The following is a 16,986-nucleotide window of genomic DNA, read 5'->3' as shown; positions in this document are numbered from 1 at the left end:
ATGCATCTCAGCCGACGAGTCCGGCTCCAGCTGGTCTTCTTTGCGGTCATCACCGTCGTCGCCGGCGGCGTTATGACATTCGCTTTCGTCGATATCCCCAACGTGTTGTTCGGAATCGGACATTATCGCGTCACGGTCGACCTGCCGGTGGCCGCGGGTTTGTACGAGAACGCGAATGTCACCTACCGGGGCACCGAGGTCGGGCGGGTGGAACAAGTCCACCTGACCGACTCTGGTGTCGCGGCCGTGCTGTCGTTGCAGTCGGGCATCGCGATACCTGCCGACTTGCAGGCAGAAGTACATAGCCAGACCGCAGTGGGCGAACAGTTCATCGAATTCGTTCCCCGCAGCGCCAAGGGCCCCGCACTCAAGAACGGCGATGTGATTCCGCTGGATCGAACAACGGTGCCGCCCAACATCAACTCCCTGCTCTCAGCGACGAACGAGGGATTGTTGGCCATCCCACACGACAATCTCCGCACCGCAATCGACGAATTGTCCACCGCTGTAGGAGGGTTGGGTCCCGAGCTCGCCCGATTCGTCAAAGGATCCACGGCCCTGTTGGCCGATGCCCGCACCAATCTGGACGCATTGACCAACGTGGTCGATCACTCCAAGCCCATCTTGGATGCCCAGAGCGACTCCTCAGATTCGATTCAAGCGTGGGCAGCCAACCTCGCCGTGATCAGCGGGGAAGTCAAAGACCAGGACCTTGCCCTGCGAGGCGTGCTTGAAAACGCACCCGGCTCCGCAGAAGAGGGACGGGCCCTGTTCGAGCGGCTGCACCCGACATTGCCGCTCTTGATGGCAAACCTGGTGGGCGTCGGGCAGGTCGCCGTCACCTACCGGGCTGACATCGAGCAACTCCTGGTGCTGCTTCCACAATTGGTGCAGACCGTCCAAGGGGCCGAACTCGCCAACCGCGACATCAAGTCGGCGTACCGGGGCGTCTACTTGTCCTTTAACCTCAACCTCAACGAACCACCGCCGTGCACGACGGGATATCTGCCCGCCAATCAGGTGCGGTCGCCAAGCGAGGTCGACTACCCTGACCGCCCGCCGGGCGACATGTACTGCCGGGTGCCTCAGGACTCCCGACTCAACGTGCGTGGAGTCCGAAATGCGCCGTGCGAGACGCGGCCCGGTAAGCGGGCCCCGACCGTGAAGATGTGTGAAAGCGACGAGGAATACGTCCCCCTGAACGACGGCAACAGCTGGAAGGGCGACCCGAACGCTACGTATTCAGGCCAGGCGGTACCGCAGCCGCGGGAGCCCACCGCGCCACCGCCGCCGGTCGCCGTGGCAACTTACGACCCGGCCACGGGCACCTATACCGGACCCGACGGGCGGCAGTACACCCAGTCCGACCTGGCCGCCGGGGGCGGCTCCAACCATCGCTGGCAGGACATGCTGGTCCCGCCGAAAGGAAACTGACAAGTCATGGTACGTACCGCGACTACGGTCACGCCAGACGGCGCGTCCCTCGACGCCGACCCAGACGAGGACGTCAATCGGGCTTGTGACGAACAGGCGGCCGACGCCGCTCATCTCGACCAAGAGCAAGCTGTCGTCGACGACCCCGACGGTGAAGACATTGCCGTCGACGATGCGGACGGCGAAGACGTCGCTGTCGACGATCGCGGCGGTGCCAAACGCAGGCGGCGGTTGCGGTTGCCACCCCACCAGTGGGCGATGGTGGTGGGAATAGCGATGGTCATCACCTTGGCTGTGCTGACCGGCTGGTTGGGATGGCACGTCTATCAGGCCCGCCAGCAAGTCGACCAGCGCGCCGAGTTGCTGCAGGCCGCGCGCCAGGGCGCATTGAACCTCACCACCATCGACTGGCAACACGCCGATACCGACGTGCAACGGATCCTGGATTCAGCTACCGGGACCTTTTACGACGACTTCTCCAAGCGGACCCAGCCGTTTATCGAGGTGATCAAGCACTCTCAATCCAAGTCTGAAGGAAGCGTACTTGCTGCGGGTCTGGAGTCGGCCTCGGCCACCGACGCTCGCGCGCTAGTCGCCCTGAGCGTCAAAATCACCAATGCTGGTACAGCCGAACCGATTCCACGGTTGTGGCGCATGCGCATCTCCGTTCATAAAGCCGATCAAAATCAAGCGAAGGTGTCCAACGTGGAGTTCGTGCCATGACAGCCTCGGCCGACACAGCAACAGCAAAGCCCACCACGTCGAGCGGCGAGATCGAGCACAGCGATGGCCAGTCGCCGTCCGGTGCGGCCGTGCAAGCCAACCGGCCCACCCGGTGGTGGTCTCCTGCCCGGCGCAAAAAACTCAACGTCGTGGGCAGCCCCTCAGACGATGACTCCCATCAGCGGACAGATCCGGACGCGCTCGATGACGACGGGGCCGGTCGCGCCCAGGTGACTGCCAGCGACGCCGCCACGAGTGCGACGATGACGTCGAACACTCGTGGCGCCCGCATCGTGCGCGCGGTGACCTTTGGCGTCATACCACTGCTGGCGATGGCATTGGCGCTGGGCTCGGGTTATCTGAAGTACATGGGTGCCTCGGCCTCAGATGCTCAACGCGCCAGCGTCGATTCGGTACAGGCCGCCAAAGAGACTACCGCTGAGATGCTTTCGTATAGTCCCGAGACCGTCGAGAAGAGCCTCACCGCGGCGCGCGACCGAATGGTGGGGCCGTTTCGCGATTCCTACGGGTCGCTCGTCCACGATGTGGTGATCCCCGGCGCCAAGGAAAAGAAGGTAACCGCGGTGGCCACCGTGCCGGTCGCCGCGTCCATATCGGCGACCGCCACCCACGCCGTGGTGCTGGTCTACGTCAATCAAGCCATCACTATGGGCGATGGTGCACCGACACAGACGAATTCAGTGGTCCAGGTAACGCTCGATAGGTCCGCGGGCCGGTGGCTGATATCCGGATTCGACCCGAAATGACACGCCGTCTCAACCCCGGCTGCTCGGCTACTTCGATGCCGGGTGACCGCAGACCACCTACGACCGGTGTCGTCCGAATGGCAAACCCTCGAACCGCGTTGCCCCTTCCTACGAGCCGCCCAGCGACACCCGGTGTCACCGCTGACGCACCGAATCCCAAGGGGTCCAACCGATGAAAACCCAACGGGTCCGGTCTACGAGGTCGCGTCGGCCCGTCATGGCAGCTGGCTTGGCGGTGACTCTAGGCACCGCCGCCTTACTTGCTGCTGGCCAGGTGCATGCCGACAATAAACGCTTCAATGCCAGTGTGGTGTCCAATGTCTACACCCTTCAGCGGCAAGCCGGGTGTACCGACGACCTCACGGTCAGCCCACAACTACGGCTGGCCGCGCAATGGCACACCGACGACGTTCTTAACGATCGTTCACTTGCCGGCGACGTTGGCAGCGACGGCTCTACTCCTCAGGATCGAGCCCGCGCAGCCGGCTACCCTGGCCGGGTCGCTGAGACCGTCGGAATCAATCCAGCGATGGCAATGAGCGGTATCGAGCTGATCAACCAGTGGTACTACAACCCCGACTACTTAGCGATCATGCGTGACTGCGCCTATACACAAATCGGCGTGTGGTCAGACAACAGGCTCGACCGCACCGTCGTGGTTGCGGTCTATGGATCAAAGGGAGCGTGAATCATGGACCAAAGCCCCGACTACGACGTCAGTGATGAAGTCGAGTACGCCGTCAATTGGTTCGCATGGATTCTCCGCGGTGTCTACCCGCCACCCGCCTACCCCCAGACCTAGGCGCCGGTCCGGCCATGTCCGAATTTCGCGATCGCCCGATACGGAAACCAGCGTTGGTGTCTGGCAAACGGGCTGCGGCAACCAACGCGCGTAGCAACCACCCCACGCGGCAAAGCCGCCAATTTTCAACACAACTCGACAATGGCGCCGAGTGGTGCGATTTAGCGAGTGGCCGATTCGCTAAGGACCGGGGCCCGGCATCGCGTGCTGACCCGTACGAGCCCGTTGTCGACAACCCCCTTTCACCAGATCGCCGAAAGCCGAAGCCCCACCTATGGCGTCATGGCCTCACGGCCCTGCGCCTGGCATTGCTAGTCCTCACCGTGGCGAGCCTGTGGACGGCCGCGCGAGCCAATTCGCAACCTGCAGTGGAAAACCTGATGGTGCCCTCCGCCGCGATGGGGCGCGACATCCCGGTCACCTTTGCCCAAGGTGGTCCGCACGCCGTGATCCTGCTCGACGCCTTCAACGCGGCCCCCGATGTTAGTAATTGGGTGACTGCAGGAAACGCGATGAATGTCTTTGCCGGCAAAGGCATCTCGGTGGTGGCCCCAGCCGGCGGCGCATGGAGCATGTACACCGACTGGGAGCAGGATCGCAGTCGTCAATGGGACACATTCCTCTCTCAAGAGCTCCCCGACTGGCTGGCCGCCAACAAGGGCTTAGCACCTGGCGGGCACGCTGTCGTCGGGGCCTCCCAAGGAGGGACCGCGGCGGTGACGCTCGCGGAGTTTCATCCCGACCGATACCGCTACGCGGGGTCCTTATCGGGGTTTTTGACCCCGTCCAACACGACACTCAACGGCGCGATCACCGCCGGGCTCGAGCAGTTCGGAAATGTGGATGCCCGCAACATGTGGGGCCCTGCGCAGTTTCTACGCTGGAGATGGCATGACCCGTCAGTGCATGCGCCGTTGTTGGTAGACAACAACACGCGGTTGTGGATCTTTAGCCCGGGCACGGTCACGTGCAGCGATCCGCCCGCGATGATCGGATACTGCGACCAAGCCCAAGGCAGTAACAGGGCGTTCTACGCCCAATACCGCGCGGTGGGCGGCCACAACGGTCATTTCGATATACCTGTTGGAGGACAACATGACTGGTCTCAGTGGGGTCCCCAGCTGGCGGCCATGTCGGCCGACTTGGCCGCCAATGTGAGGTAACCGGCGAGCCCATCACTTAAGGAGTAAGAATTGAGTACGCTCGCCATTGGTCTCGTTGGCAGTAGCCCCCTGGGCGTGTCGTTGTGCCGCCGCTTGATTGACGGCGGCTATGAGGTGCTCACGTTCGCGGCGGATCCCACCGGGCGGGACAGCACCGAACTGAGCGGGGCGATTGCGGGCCGCTCGGCTGCCGACGTAGCTGAATGCGCCGACGTCATCATCTCCGCGGCGACGGCCAGCGACGTCGATGATGTGTTCAAGACCGCTGGCGGAGTGCTCGGAGCTAGGAAAATTCCGCCGGTCATCGATACCACCAATATACCGCTGCCGATGAAGCGAGTACTTCGTAAGGCACTGGTAGACAGGGGAGCTCAGTACCTGGACGCGGCTGTTGACGGCACGCCCGCCATGCTGGCCGCCGGGGCGGGGGAGATCTACGTCAGCGGTGACCGTGACACGTACCTGAAATACAGACCCGTGCTGAAAGCGATGTGCCCCAGGCTGAAGTACGTCGGTACATCACTGAACAGCTCAAAAGTGAGGCTGGTCGCCCAGCTGCTGGCAACCATCCACACGACGGCGGCCATCGAAGCCATGCTGTACGCGAAACGTGCGGGACTCGATGTTGAGGACGTTAACGAACTCATTGCGACTCAACACGGTGCCATGCGTGACCTCTTCGGGAATCGCCGAACCGACGCCGCTGATGGCTCATTCGGGCAGGAGTCTGCCACAGTAGATGTGAACCTCATGGGCGCAGACGAAATAATGGCCTACGCAACACAAATCGGCGCGCCCCACAATTTGACCAGCGCGGCGGCCGAGTACTATCACCGACTCAGCGCCGCCGGATGGGGCGGCGCGGATCCCTCGTCGCTGTTCACCGAACTGTTGCGGGAATGGCCCTCAACCAACGGCGGAACGGAGCCCTCCGCTGGCACGACGGCAGCCACGTCAACGTCATGTTCTCTCAACGGGTCACTTCGGTCACAGAGGAGTTCCTTCGCCGGCTCCGGACGGCTTGACCGGAGTCGGCCCCGTGCCAAAGGGTCTCAGTAATGTGGGTTGGTGAAATGCACGAGTCGTGGGCCACGGGTCATATCCCTAGGTGAGGTCACGCCGCTAACGCCGCAACACTGGAACACCCTGTTCGAGGCCCGCGTGGTCAGCGGCAACTTCAAGGCCGAGCACAACCACCGGCACCGTGACTCGTGCCCGGGCTACCGCACACCGGCCGACTGCGCTGCGGCCTGCAGGGGCACTCCCATCCCGATGGCCTGCAGCATCAACTGAATCTGCATCAGCCGTTTGGGCTCGAATGCCCAAGCGGGACCGGACACAGACGGTCGCAGTTGCACATCATGTCAATGGCCAAGCAGAAGCCCCGCTGGTGGCCAGCAGAAGTCCAGACGCCATCAAGCAAGTAGCAGCGCGATGTCGAGATGTGACGTATCTTAAAGTTCCGTTGTGGAACGTTGACGTTCCACTTATGGACGAGTAGGTTCCGTATCGACGGAATAGATGATCATGGGCCGAGCGCGGACCCTCCGATGCAGGCCGGAGAGGTGATGCGATGCGGGCCGTTCTTCGAATTCTCGACCGCGGATGGATCTCCCTGGTGCTAATCGTCTCAATGACCGTCAGCGGATTCGCGATGTACAAAATGCACGGTATCTTCGGAAGCCACACCGCGAATAGTGCCAGCAGCCAAAGCAACGCTGACGACATTGTGGAGTTCAATCCCAAGCACGTGCTCTACGAGATCTCTGGGCCCCCCGCCACGACGGGTAGCGTCAGCTTCCTTGACGCCGACGATCAACCGCACCGCGAGGATTTCACTCGACTACCGTGGACGCATTTGGTCACCACCACGCTTCCGACAATATTCGCCAACGTGGTGGCACAAGGCGACGCTGACAACATCAGCTGCCAAATCACCGTCAATGGCCAAGTGCGTGACCAAAATTCGGTCACCGGCCAAGACGCCCAGGCTTTCTGCTTGGTAAAAGCCGCATGAGCGCTCACCAGGCTCAGCGGCATTCCGGGACTGCCCGCGTCATCCGGATCTCAGCGATCCCGATCATCCTGTTCTGGATAGGGCTCGCCGCAACCGTCAACACCATTGCTCCGCAGTTAGAAGCTGTCGGCCAACAGAATTCGGTTTCGCTGTCGCCCGATGATGCGCCGGCGGTGATCGCGATGAGAAAGATCGGTTCCCAGTTCCAGCAATTCAACTCCGACAGCGTCGCAATGATTGTCCTGGAGGGTGACCAGCCGCTTGCTGAACAGGCACACCGCTACTACGACGACCTGGTCCGCAGGCTCGAACGGGACACCAGCCACGTCCAGCACGTCCAGAACTACTGGGGCGACACGATCACGGCGGCGGGATCTCAGAGCACCGATGGCAAAGCCGCCTACGTCCAGGTCAATCTTGCCGGCAACCAGGGGGAGACGCTGGCCAATGAGTCAGTGGCCGCGGTGCGCCGGATCGTGGCCGATTCTCATCCGCCCGCAGGGCTGAGGGTCTACGTCACAGGTCAGGCGCCGCTGACCACCGACATGACCGAGGCCGGCGACAAAAGCATGATCAAGATCACCATGATCACAATGATTGTCATCACCATCATGCTTCTGGTCGTTTACCGGTCGATCGTCACGACGCTGCTTGTCCTATTCATTGTCGTGGTCGAAATGTCGGCCGGGCGGGGAGTGGTCGCAACGATCGGCCATGCGCACGTATTCGGCCTGTCGACATTCGCTACGTCATTATTGACCTCGCTTGCCATTGCCGCGGGAACGGATTACGCCATCTTCCTCATCGGCCGATACCATGAGGCGCGCCAAAAAGGCGAAGACCGAGAGACCGCCTACTACACCGCATTCCATGGCGTTGGGCACGTCATCCTCGGGTCCGGCCTGACTGTCGCAGGCGCGATGCTATGCCTGAACTTCACCCGCCTGAACTACTTCCGCTCCATGGGAATACCAAGCTGCATCGGCATCTTGGTGGTCGTGCTGGCCTCATTGACGTTGGCGCCGGCGGTGCTGGTGGCCGCCAGCCGGTTCGGCCTGCTTGACGCCAAGCGCACGGTGCGCTCGCGCGGCTGGCGGCAGGTCGGGACGGCGGTGGCGCGCTGGCCAGTCCCAATCCTCGCCGTTGCCATCGGGATCGCATTGGTCGGGCTTTTGGCATTGCCGGGCTACAAGATTGCTTACGCTGAGCGCCATTACATCCCTGCAGACGTACCGTCCAACGTCGGATATGTTGCCGCTGAACGGCACTTCACCGCGGCGCGGATGAACCCGGACTTGCTGCTCGTAGACGCGGGCCGCGACCTGCGCAACCCCGCCGACATGATCGTGCTGGACAACATCGCCAAAAGCTTGATCCGCCTTCCGGGCATTTCCCGTGTCCAGAGCATCACCCGCCCCCTGGGGCATCCCATTGCGCACAGTTCGATTCCCTTCCAGGTGAGCATGCAGTCGGTCACGATGACGGAGAACCTTAAGTTCCTCAAAGAACGCATGTCCGACATGCTCAAGGTGAGTGACGATCTAGGATCGATGGTCACCATCATGGAACACATGCAAAACCTGATGCGGCAAATGGCCGACATCACTCACGAGCTCACCGGCAACATGGCCGAAATGAAGGCCACTACTGACGAAATGCGAGACCATCTAGCGGATTTCGAGGACGTGTGGCGTCCGCTGCGCGGCTACTTGTACTGGGAGAGGCATTGCTTCGACATCCCGATTTGTTGGTCCATTCGATCCATCTTCGAAGGACTCGACGGCGTCGACAAGCTCAGCGACGACGTGAAGTCGACGCTGCAGACTATGAACCGAATGGACCAGCTGGTGCCCCAGCTGGTGGCTCAACTTCCTCCGTTGATCGCCATATCGAAGAACGTGCAAGCCACCATCAATACGATGCACAGCACCTTCTCCGGGATGATCGACCAGATCGCGCGAATGACCGACACCGCCACGGCCATGGGACAGGCGTTCGATCAAGCCAAAAGCGATGAGTTCTTCTACTTGCCGCCAGAGGCCTTCGACAGCCCAGACTTCCAACGTGGTCTCAAGCTGATGGTGTCGCCCGATGGCAAGTCCGCGCAGTTCATCATCACCCACGATGTCGATCCGGCGACCACTGAAGGTATTTCGCATGTCCAGATGGAACTTCAGGCTGCGAAAGGGGCAGTCAAGGGCACACCGCTGGCTGACGCGAAAATTTCGCTTGGCGGTACCGCGGCCACCTACAAAGACATCGCGCTCGGCGCCCAGTGGGATCTGCTGCTCTCCGCGCTCGGCGCAATCACATTGATCTTCATGGTCATGTTGGTTCTCATCCGCGCACTGATCGCCTCGATCGTTATCGTTGGCACCGTGGTGATCTCGCTTACCGCGTCATTTGGGCTGTCAGTGCTCGTGTGGCAATACCTGATCGGTATCCAGCTGCATTGGATGACGCTGGCATTCTCGGTGATCATCCTGCTTGCCGTCGGATCCGATTACAACCTGCTGGTGGTGTCGCGGATGAAAGAAGAAGTTGGCGCAGGCATTAACACCGGCATCATCCGGGCCATGGGCGCCACCGGCGGCGTGGTCACCTCGGCCGGCCTGGTTTTCGCCGCCACCATGGCGTCGATGGTGTCCAGCGACCTGGTCAACATCGGGCAGGGCGGCACCACCATCGGGTTGGGGCTACTGTTCGACACACTGGTGGTGCGTTCTCTCATGACGCCGTCAATTGCCGCGATCTTGGGCCGCTGGTTCTGGTGGCCGCTGCGAGTAAACCAACGGCCACCCCGTCACATCCGCCGCCAGCACAGCCAAACTGTCCAATACGCACACAGCGCATCACGGAGCACGGCGAGCGAGGTTCAGCATGAGACTCGGCACGTCCAAGTACAATGAGTCCACCGGCGGCGGCTGTCCGCGACCCGATCACCGGTGTCGACGCCTACGACAACGCCATACACGACGATTAGGTGGGTATTGAACGAACGACAACCCGCCACAGCAGACAATGCGCCAGCCGACATCATGCGCAGCTACACCGGCGATCCCGTAGGCCGATGACCGCGAGTTCAGACAAGCTCACCGGGACCCAGGCCCGTACCCGGCACGCCATTATTGAAGCGACCGCCACGGTTCTTGCCGGCGACCGGACCGCCACTTTGCCCGAAATCGCGAGGGTCGCAGGCGTGGGCCGCACTACCTTGCACCGCTACTTCCCCGACCGCGAAAGCCTGATTTTTGAAACAATTTCGGATTCGATCCGGGTGGTGAGCCAGGCTATGGTCGACGCCGCCCCCGAAGAAGGCAGCCCGATCGACGCGCTGCGCCGTGTGGTCAACGCACTGATCGCCATTGGCGATCGCCTCCTGTTCCTATTTGAGGACCCAGGAGTGCTGCGCGACGTACCCCCCAAACTACGGCCGGATACCAGCAAGCTGGCCACGCTGATAGAACGCGGTCAGGCCGAAGGCGCATTCGACAACCAGCTCAGCTCGATATGGATCGAACACGCCCTTTACAGCATGATCCGCTGGGCGTCGGAAGATGCCAATGCCGGTCTCATGCCCCGCCACGCGGCAGCACCTGCGGTCATCCGCATCCTCGAACGTGGTATTCGCGTCGACGACTAGAGACCTCAGGCGTGGTATCTAGTTGCCCGTCCGCGTGAACACGGATGTCGACCTATTGGCCGTGATCGTTACGGCATGCCAGGCCAAACGGCGTTAACTGACAACCTTTGATCCGGGACGTCGGCTGCTTAGCGACGTGAGTTGCAGGGGACTGCCTGAACCGCGGTGAATCTGACACTGCCGGGCGAAGGTTTGGAGATGAGGGCGGCGATATCAGAAACCGCGATCGCCTTGCACTGCAGCGAGATCGACCGCGGCTGGGCTGAACGGCTGCTGGCCAACACGAAGCGGCACGGTGCCAAACTGGTCACCCCGACAGGTTGCTGACAGATCGTCGCCGGAGTGTTACTCAGGTGTGGCGTGCACGGGATCGCACGTGTTCGAAGCCCCGCTAGCACCGGAACTGAGCCTTCATGGCGTGCCGGCCAGACAGGTCAGGCAGCAACATGCCCGATCGATTGCGGTGGACGTGACGACTGCGCGCTTCGCACGCGACGACCGCTTTCGCCGTCGTACCGGCGCCCGGCGTCTTCGGATTTCGGTTGCTCACCGCCACGTTACGAACCGTCGTCTCCCCTCCGCCTCGGCTCGTGCTCCCAGGTGCCTGGAATCATCGGAACCCGTGGGCCACCGCCGAACTCGTCGCCGGCCAGCGTTGCCAGGCCGGTCGCGCCCACGGCGCTCCCATTGTGCGCGGTTCCCACCAGGCCCAGCATTCCGGCCCCGCTGTCTGACTGCGCCGCTGAGACCAGCTGCTCACGCTCTTCGTTGTCGGTCCTAACGCCGAAATCGGGATCCATGCTCAAGAATTCGTCGCCGTACTGGCGGATAGTGGCGCGGCGGCGCCGCTGCGGCCGCGTCCCCGCTGGGGTGTGTGCCGCCGCCTCGGCAGCGGGGGTGGTGGTCGCCGACGCCTTGGCGCCGACCCGGCCGCCGACCGGCGGCCCTGACTCCGCGTCCGGGCCGCCGGCGAATGGCACCGCATAGGCGAGCGTCCCCGGGGCCGCAGTCGGCGCGGGCGTGCCAGGTGTGCCGGCACTCGCCGCTCCCGTCGTCGCCGGTGCGCCCGCCGGGGTCGGCGCCGTCGCGGCCATTCCAGCCACCGGCCAAGCCGACAAACGCGGCACGGTAGTTGCGGCGATGGCTCTCGCTACCGGTGCCTCCGACACTGGAGGCGCCGCGGCTGCGGTCGTCAGTGCCAGCCGCAGCGTCACTGCAAGGATCAGTCCGATGAAAGGACCTCCGAAGTACGTGATTCCGCCAGCGACCGCGGAGATAGCCTCGTAGGCGACGAAGAAGAGAAGCGGGAAGTTGGCAACGAGCCACGGCCCCAGCGCCGACATGAAGTTCGACAGCAGCTTCTGCAGGTCCTGCATGAAATCCCGCAGGATCTGCGCTATCTGCTGGAGAAGGTTCTCCAGCGAGTTGCCGGTGGCGGAAGCGGCCTGCGGGGTGAAGGACAGGGTTCTGGCTGGCACGCCAGCGGGATCCACGATGTCGGGCGCCGCGCTCGTCCTGGGGGCGGCGGCCAGCGCTGTGCCCGAGACGACCTGGTAGGTGCCCATCGCGGTCGCGGCCTGCACCCACATGCGGACGTAGTCGGCTTCGTTAAGCGCGATCGGGATGGTGTTTATCCCAAAGAAATTCGTTGCCAGCAGCGCGCCGTGCAGGATGTGGTTGTTGGCCAACTCCGGCAGCGTCGGCATGAGCGCGAGCGCAGTGGTGTAGGCCGCCGCCGCCACCTCGTGCTGCGCGGCGATACTCGCGCTGTCGGTGCTGGCCTCCTGCAGCCACAGCAGATATCGCAGGTGCGCGGCCACATACTGTTCGGCGCTGGGGCCGTCCCACGTCCCGGCCTGCACCGTGCTCAGCAGCCCTTTGAGTTCGGCTGCGGTGGAAGCATATTCGGCGCTGAGCGAGGTCCACGCAGCAGCGGCCGCCAGCAGCGAACCCGGACCGGGGCCGGCGCTCAGCAATGCCGAGTGCAGCTCCGGCGGCGAAGCCATCCAGAAGGACGCGGTCATTGTCAGCGACCCAGCACTCCGTACGTCGCGGCGCCCGCGGTGTCGCCCGGCTGGGCGACGCTGACATCGGCCCGGCCTGCGTGGTTACCGCAGACGCGTCGTTCGTGTGAAGTGCACTCGCCTAGAAGCACATTCGGATCTGTCCCCGCTCGCTGATCCATAGGCTGGACCCCTGGGCGCAGCATCAGTGCCTCTAGGGGGGATCGATGTCTGGCGGTGCTGTCGAATCTGGCGAGAAGTATTGTGCCACCGGCAAAGTCGCTGTCTGTGGATTTGTATTCGCGGCTGAGGTGGTACACCCAGCTATATTAGCATAGCCTAGCCTAACTATTCGCCATCTCAACTGTGACGACTGTCCGGTCCGGGCTACGCCGTGTCCACGGAAGGAATGCCTTTCACTGCAGGTCCCCAGTCGATTTTCTGGGGCGGCTCGCTCGTGGTCAACGATCCCGAAGCCCGTATGACATTCGCCTATGCCATGCGGGCTGGGGCAGGGAACCGTCGGTCACGAGCACACGGCCAAGCTGCTGGCACAGGTGTACCGCGGTCTTCGCGAAGCCAGCTGACTCGAAGGCCCCGGCGCGGTAAATCCGCACCAGGCTATCGGCGGTATAGGTCGCTACGAATGCGCGGCCGGCACAAACTCGCTAACGGCCGTTTACCGAGCCGTCGTAAATTGGGCAGCGGTGAGTTGTTCTGTCCAAGGCTTTGCGTGAAACATGGCCAGTAAATATGTTGTGTGTGGGATAGATATTTATTGTGCTGCGGGGCTTATGGTTTGCTGTCCTCGACTGGGCCCCGGCGTGCTTGGAATAGCTTCGTGTGGCCTCGTACGCCCTTGAGTCGGGGCGCTCCGACGAAGGACCACGCGAACCCTTGAGTGTCACCGACCGCGTCTCGCGCGGATCCTGCCACCAGCACCGCACCCGGTGGTGCTACCTCGGTGACGCGGCTGGCAACGTTGACCGGACTGCCGAACCAATCTCGGGCGCGGCTCACCGCCCAACCCGACGCAATACCGATCCGCAGTTGCGGCAGAACCTCGTCACGGTCGGCCGCTTCGGATAATTCCAACACCGTGTCGATCAACTTGACGGGTTCCGGGCAGACAAGCATCACCGCATCGCCGATCGTCTTGACCAATCGTACTGGCGGGTCCACGATTTCACGCGCCATATCGGCCAAGCGCTCAACCAACCGCACCAGATCCTCCGGCGGCACCGCCTCGCCCAGACGAGTGAACCCGACCATGTCAGCGAACGCGACGGCCAGTTGACGAGGTCCGGGGAGTGCGGTGCCAGCCGCGCGCTCGCTGGCGTTGAGCTCTTCGCCCTCCACTGCACGTCGTAGTTGCACGAACATGATGTCGCAGATGAGCGGGCCAAGTAGCGGGGCGACTTGGCGCACTAACACCTCGTGCGCCTTAGCGACTTCAAGCTCAGTGATTCCGGGATGCATGACCGCTGACATAGCGCCATATCGCATTGCCGGAACCGCGCGTGAAAGTCCCTCAGCGAGTCTGCGAACCATCAAGATCACGCGATCGACATCGAGTCCACTTGCGATGAGCTGTTGCTGGCGCGCCGCAGCCTCAGCATCCGCGCGCAGGTAGACAATCGCGTCTGCATCCTGCGCCCTAGGCAGCCTCAATGCCCGCATGATGCGCTGTAACACCTCTAAGTCGATGCCATGAGCTGCGCTGATCATGCGCGCCGAGACGCGGCCACCATCGTCACCGAGGGCGCGGCGCGCCGGCAGTAACATCGGAGCGGCCTCGGTGCGGATCTGCTCCATATCGAAACCTTGTTCCAGTAGCCAGGCGATGAGCTCAGCCCGCTCCGCACGGATGCTGTCATCCAACCCGCCCAACAGGTCCGGTTCCTCAAATGCGCCAGCGTCGTTCACCCGCTCATTATCGATTAACTACCAACGATTATGGTCCGCTGCTGCGGGAAATCTGGTAGACATCCACACCACCTTTTCGTGCGCCCGGGGAGTATTTAAATCTCGGTGTAAGTGGCCTCGACAGCGCCGACCGAATGCCCTGGGCTGCGCTCGCGAAATTCCTCACCTGTGGGCAGCGGTCAGCATAGTTGTTGGCGGGTGCTGGTTCGGCGCAGGGCTTCCGCGGCGGCGTGGTGATCGCGTAGGCGGTAGGACTCACCGTAGAGGTTGATGACCACGGAACGGTTCAGCTTGCGATCGAGCATGGCGGCGGCGGTGCCGCCGAGATCTCACCCTAGGCTCCCACGCCGCGGTTGGCGGTGATGACGATGCTGGCCTTCAAATACCGTTGTGACACAACTTGAACTAGCGCTGAGGCAGCCTCGGCCGGCCAGCAGGCAATTGAGGGCGTGGGTCGCTGCGAACCTCTGAGGGGTGTGCCCGAACCGGTTCCGCGTACATCCCGGTAATCCTGGGGATTGAAGGTAGGCGCTCGTCGCGTGCTGATCTTTGCCGCTTGCGGTGGCCCTGGTGTGAAGTGCTGGCTTCGAAGCGAGCACGCCAGCATCAATATCATTGCACCGTACGTTTGGCCCCTGAAATCCTCGGCCGTGCAGCGGCCGGGCTAACCCACCGCCGCACTGGCGCTGGCGGGATTTTTCAGTCTCTGGCGCGAGTGGTGCGTCGAATAGCGCTGGTATGTGGCACATTCACCACACGGCGAGAACTCCCTCGGGACTGCGGAAGAAGTAGCTGGCAGCGTACGTGGGCTGGAATCCGGGGGCCAGACGAAGGTCGGGCAGGCGGTTTCGTAATACCTCGAGCGCCACCAAAACCTCCTGGCGGGCCATCGGGGCCCCGGGACAATGATGGATTCCTTTACCGAATGCCATGTGTTCGCGCACGTTACGCCGGTCAATATCGAACAGCTCAGGGTCGCCGAAATGCTGTTCGTCACGGTTGCCCGATCCAAACAGTAGGAGCAAGCGCGCGCCCTTCGGAAGCTGCTTGCCTCCGAGTGTCACCGCATGGGTGGTCACCCGCATGAGGCCGCGGTGCGGCGCTTCCAATCGAAGCGTTTCTTCGATGACGCGCCTGATGGTGCGGTCGTCCTGACACGCGACCCATAGCTCACGCTTGGCCATCAATATCAGTAGTGCACTAGCGATAGTGTCGCGCGTCGTGTCGTAGCCGGCGCTGAGCGTGCCGCGCAACAGGTAGAGCGCCTCATCAAAGCCAAGTGGAGGTAGCTCCTGGTTTCCAACGATCAACCACGAGGCCAGATCATCTTGTGGTTGAGCGGCGCGAGATCGCAGAAGTGCGGTCAAGTACTCTTCGTACGGCCTGTAGTGTTGCGCTGCTTCGAGTTTGGCTTGGACGGGAAGAAGGGGATTGAACACCTTCATAAACTCTTCGTTCCACTGATGGACCTGTGCAATATCTTCGTTGGGAATGCCCACCGCCAGACTCAGCACGTGACGGACGAATGGCGCCGCGTATTCCGCCACCAAGTCAGCCCGTCCGTTTTCGGTGAACCCGGCGACCAATTCGTTGGCTTTGAGCACCATCGCGGGTTTGAGTTCGTGGACTCGGCGCCCGGTGAAGGCGAGATTGAAGACCCGCCGCATCCCAAGGTGTATTGGTTCGTCGGCGTTGATCATCATGCTGGCTTCCGGGATGCACCCGTGAAGTGCCGCCAGCACCTCTGGAGGATTGTCCCAGACGCTGGGTAGTGCCGGGGCGGACGAATACGTTTGGGGATCGCTGACAACGGCCATGAGATCGTCGTAGCGGGTGACCAGCCATGCTTGCAGCGGCTGACTGAACACCACCGGCTCCTCTCGCCTGGCCCAGCTGTAGAAAAGTTCCGGACGCTGGCGGTGCGGTTCAATCATCGGATTGAATTCTTGGTGCAGATCGCCGACAGAATCGACAGCCATGTCGAAGCCCCTTCCAATCAACACTGACGCGGGAGCACTTTGGGGCCGTTCTTGCGCCGGCCGAGTTGCTCGTCGCACGGCGGGTTGGCAGCCGCCGCTGCAATAGCGTGGGGCTTGAACACCGACTCATGCATCGGTAGATATGCGGCACTTACTACGCACGCGGTTGGGCTGACTCGATCCGTTGGTCAATCGTCTATGAGAGTCACGCGGCCCAGGTTGTGGAAGGCGAAGCCGAAAAGATTCTCGGCTTGAACCGCTATCCCGGAGCTCGGCGTGCCCGGCCTACGCTTGGACCTGCCCATTGGCACATGGTTGTACTGCGGAGAACTTGTCAAGCCAGGTTTGCCGATGCGGGGTTGGCCGAAGCGGATGCGCGTGTTCCGCGTGGCGATTTCGTGCGGGAACGTCCCCGGGTGTGGTGTAAGTAGCGGCGTGTCGGTGCCGATGTAGAGGGGCCATCGCGTGAGTCTCTGTGGTGAAACGACCAAGGATCACTACCGAGAGGAACATCGCGATGGCCCTGGAT

Annotated in this window: 14 protein-coding genes and 1 pseudogene; 11 read left to right on the top strand and 4 right to left on the bottom strand. The window is 62.3% G+C overall.

The window, feature by feature from the left end; genetic code table 11:
* The 11 genes from BRW65_RS00070 to BRW65_RS00025 all read left to right on the top strand — a co-directional run bounded on the left by BRW65_RS00070 (nucleotide 1) and on the right by BRW65_RS00025 (nucleotide 10,549).
* The gene (locus BRW65_RS00070; RefSeq protein WP_073869874.1) at nucleotides 1-1,434 is read left to right on the top strand and encodes an MCE family protein; all 1,434 of its coding nucleotides are present in this window, start codon (nucleotides 1-3) and stop codon (nucleotides 1,432-1,434) included.
* Between the two features lie 6 nt (nucleotides 1,435-1,440).
* Nucleotides 1,441-2,157: a hypothetical protein gene (locus BRW65_RS00065; protein WP_073869873.1), complete on the top strand. Its 717-nt coding sequence runs from the start codon at nucleotides 1,441-1,443 to the stop codon at nucleotides 2,155-2,157.
* Nucleotides 2,154-2,924 (top strand): hypothetical protein, encoded by a 771-nt coding sequence (locus BRW65_RS00060; protein WP_139272794.1) that lies wholly within the window; start codon nucleotides 2,154-2,156, stop codon nucleotides 2,922-2,924. Before BRW65_RS00065 ends, BRW65_RS00060 begins: the two co-directional genes overlap by 4 nt.
* A 217-nt stretch (nucleotides 2,925-3,141) precedes the next feature.
* Entirely contained in the window at nucleotides 3,142-3,612 is a 471-nt protein-coding gene (locus tag BRW65_RS00055) for a CAP domain-containing protein (protein ID WP_073869869.1), read from the top strand.
* A 3-nt stretch (nucleotides 3,613-3,615) separates the two neighbouring features.
* Nucleotides 3,616-3,726 carry a hypothetical protein gene (locus tag BRW65_RS32845; RefSeq protein WP_139272793.1) on the top strand — a complete coding sequence of 37 codons (111 nt, stop codon included), beginning with the start codon at nucleotides 3,616-3,618 and terminating at the stop codon, nucleotides 3,724-3,726.
* Between the two features lie 380 nt (nucleotides 3,727-4,106).
* A complete protein-coding gene (locus BRW65_RS00050) occupies nucleotides 4,107-4,889 on the top strand; it encodes an alpha/beta hydrolase-fold protein (RefSeq protein ID WP_244167960.1) in 783 nt (260 codons plus the stop codon).
* Between the two features lie 30 nt (nucleotides 4,890-4,919).
* Nucleotides 4,920-5,948 (top strand): NAD(P)-dependent oxidoreductase, encoded by a 1,029-nt coding sequence (locus tag BRW65_RS00045; RefSeq protein WP_073869866.1) that lies wholly within the window; start codon nucleotides 4,920-4,922, stop codon nucleotides 5,946-5,948.
* Between the two features lie 9 nt (nucleotides 5,949-5,957).
* Nucleotides 5,958-6,182, top strand: coding sequence for a hypothetical protein (locus BRW65_RS31110; protein WP_139272792.1), 225 nt, complete (start codon nucleotides 5,958-5,960; stop codon nucleotides 6,180-6,182).
* A gap of 280 nt (nucleotides 6,183-6,462) precedes the next feature.
* Nucleotides 6,463-6,906 (top strand): MmpS family transport accessory protein, encoded by a 444-nt coding sequence (locus BRW65_RS00035; RefSeq protein WP_073869864.1) that lies wholly within the window; start codon nucleotides 6,463-6,465, stop codon nucleotides 6,904-6,906.
* On the top strand, nucleotides 6,903-9,815 hold the full coding sequence (locus BRW65_RS00030; protein WP_084187615.1) for an RND family transporter: 2,913 nt from the start codon (nucleotides 6,903-6,905) through the stop codon (nucleotides 9,813-9,815). Before BRW65_RS00035 ends, BRW65_RS00030 begins: the two co-directional genes overlap by 4 nt.
* Nucleotides 9,816-9,976: 161 nt before the next feature.
* A complete protein-coding gene (locus tag BRW65_RS00025) occupies nucleotides 9,977-10,549 on the top strand; it encodes a TetR/AcrR family transcriptional regulator (RefSeq protein WP_073869862.1) in 573 nt (190 codons plus the stop codon).
* A 557-nt stretch (nucleotides 10,550-11,106) separates the two neighbouring features.
* On the opposite strand, the gene BRW65_RS00020 is transcribed toward BRW65_RS00025, so the two are convergent.
* The 4 genes and pseudogenes from BRW65_RS00020 to BRW65_RS00005 all read right to left on the bottom strand — a co-directional run bounded on the left by BRW65_RS00020 (nucleotide 11,107) and on the right by BRW65_RS00005 (nucleotide 16,457).
* On the bottom strand, nucleotides 11,107-12,573 hold the full coding sequence (locus BRW65_RS00020) for a PPE family protein (protein WP_073869859.1): 1,467 nt from the start codon (nucleotides 12,571-12,573) through the stop codon (nucleotides 11,107-11,109).
* 771 nt (nucleotides 12,574-13,344) lie between these two features.
* Nucleotides 13,345-14,478 (bottom strand): adenylate/guanylate cyclase domain-containing protein, encoded by a 1,134-nt coding sequence (locus BRW65_RS00015; protein ID WP_073869857.1) that lies wholly within the window; start codon nucleotides 14,476-14,478, stop codon nucleotides 13,345-13,347.
* 179 nt (nucleotides 14,479-14,657) lie between these two features.
* Nucleotides 14,658-14,908: pseudogene (locus BRW65_RS30830) on the bottom strand (ATP-binding protein); the annotation flags it as partial.
* A 319-nt stretch (nucleotides 14,909-15,227) separates the two neighbouring features.
* A complete protein-coding gene (locus BRW65_RS00005) occupies nucleotides 15,228-16,457 on the bottom strand; it encodes a cytochrome P450 (RefSeq protein ID WP_073869853.1) in 1,230 nt (409 codons plus the stop codon).
* Between the last annotated feature and the right edge of the window lie 529 nt (nucleotides 16,458-16,986).

It is taken from the genome of Mycobacterium paraffinicum, assembly GCF_001907675.1.
GTDB lineage: Bacteria > Actinomycetota > Actinomycetes > Mycobacteriales > Mycobacteriaceae > Mycobacterium > Mycobacterium paraffinicum_A.
The sequence above is the reverse complement of the archived record's forward strand: the minus strand, read 5'-3'. Positions and strand labels throughout refer to the sequence as shown.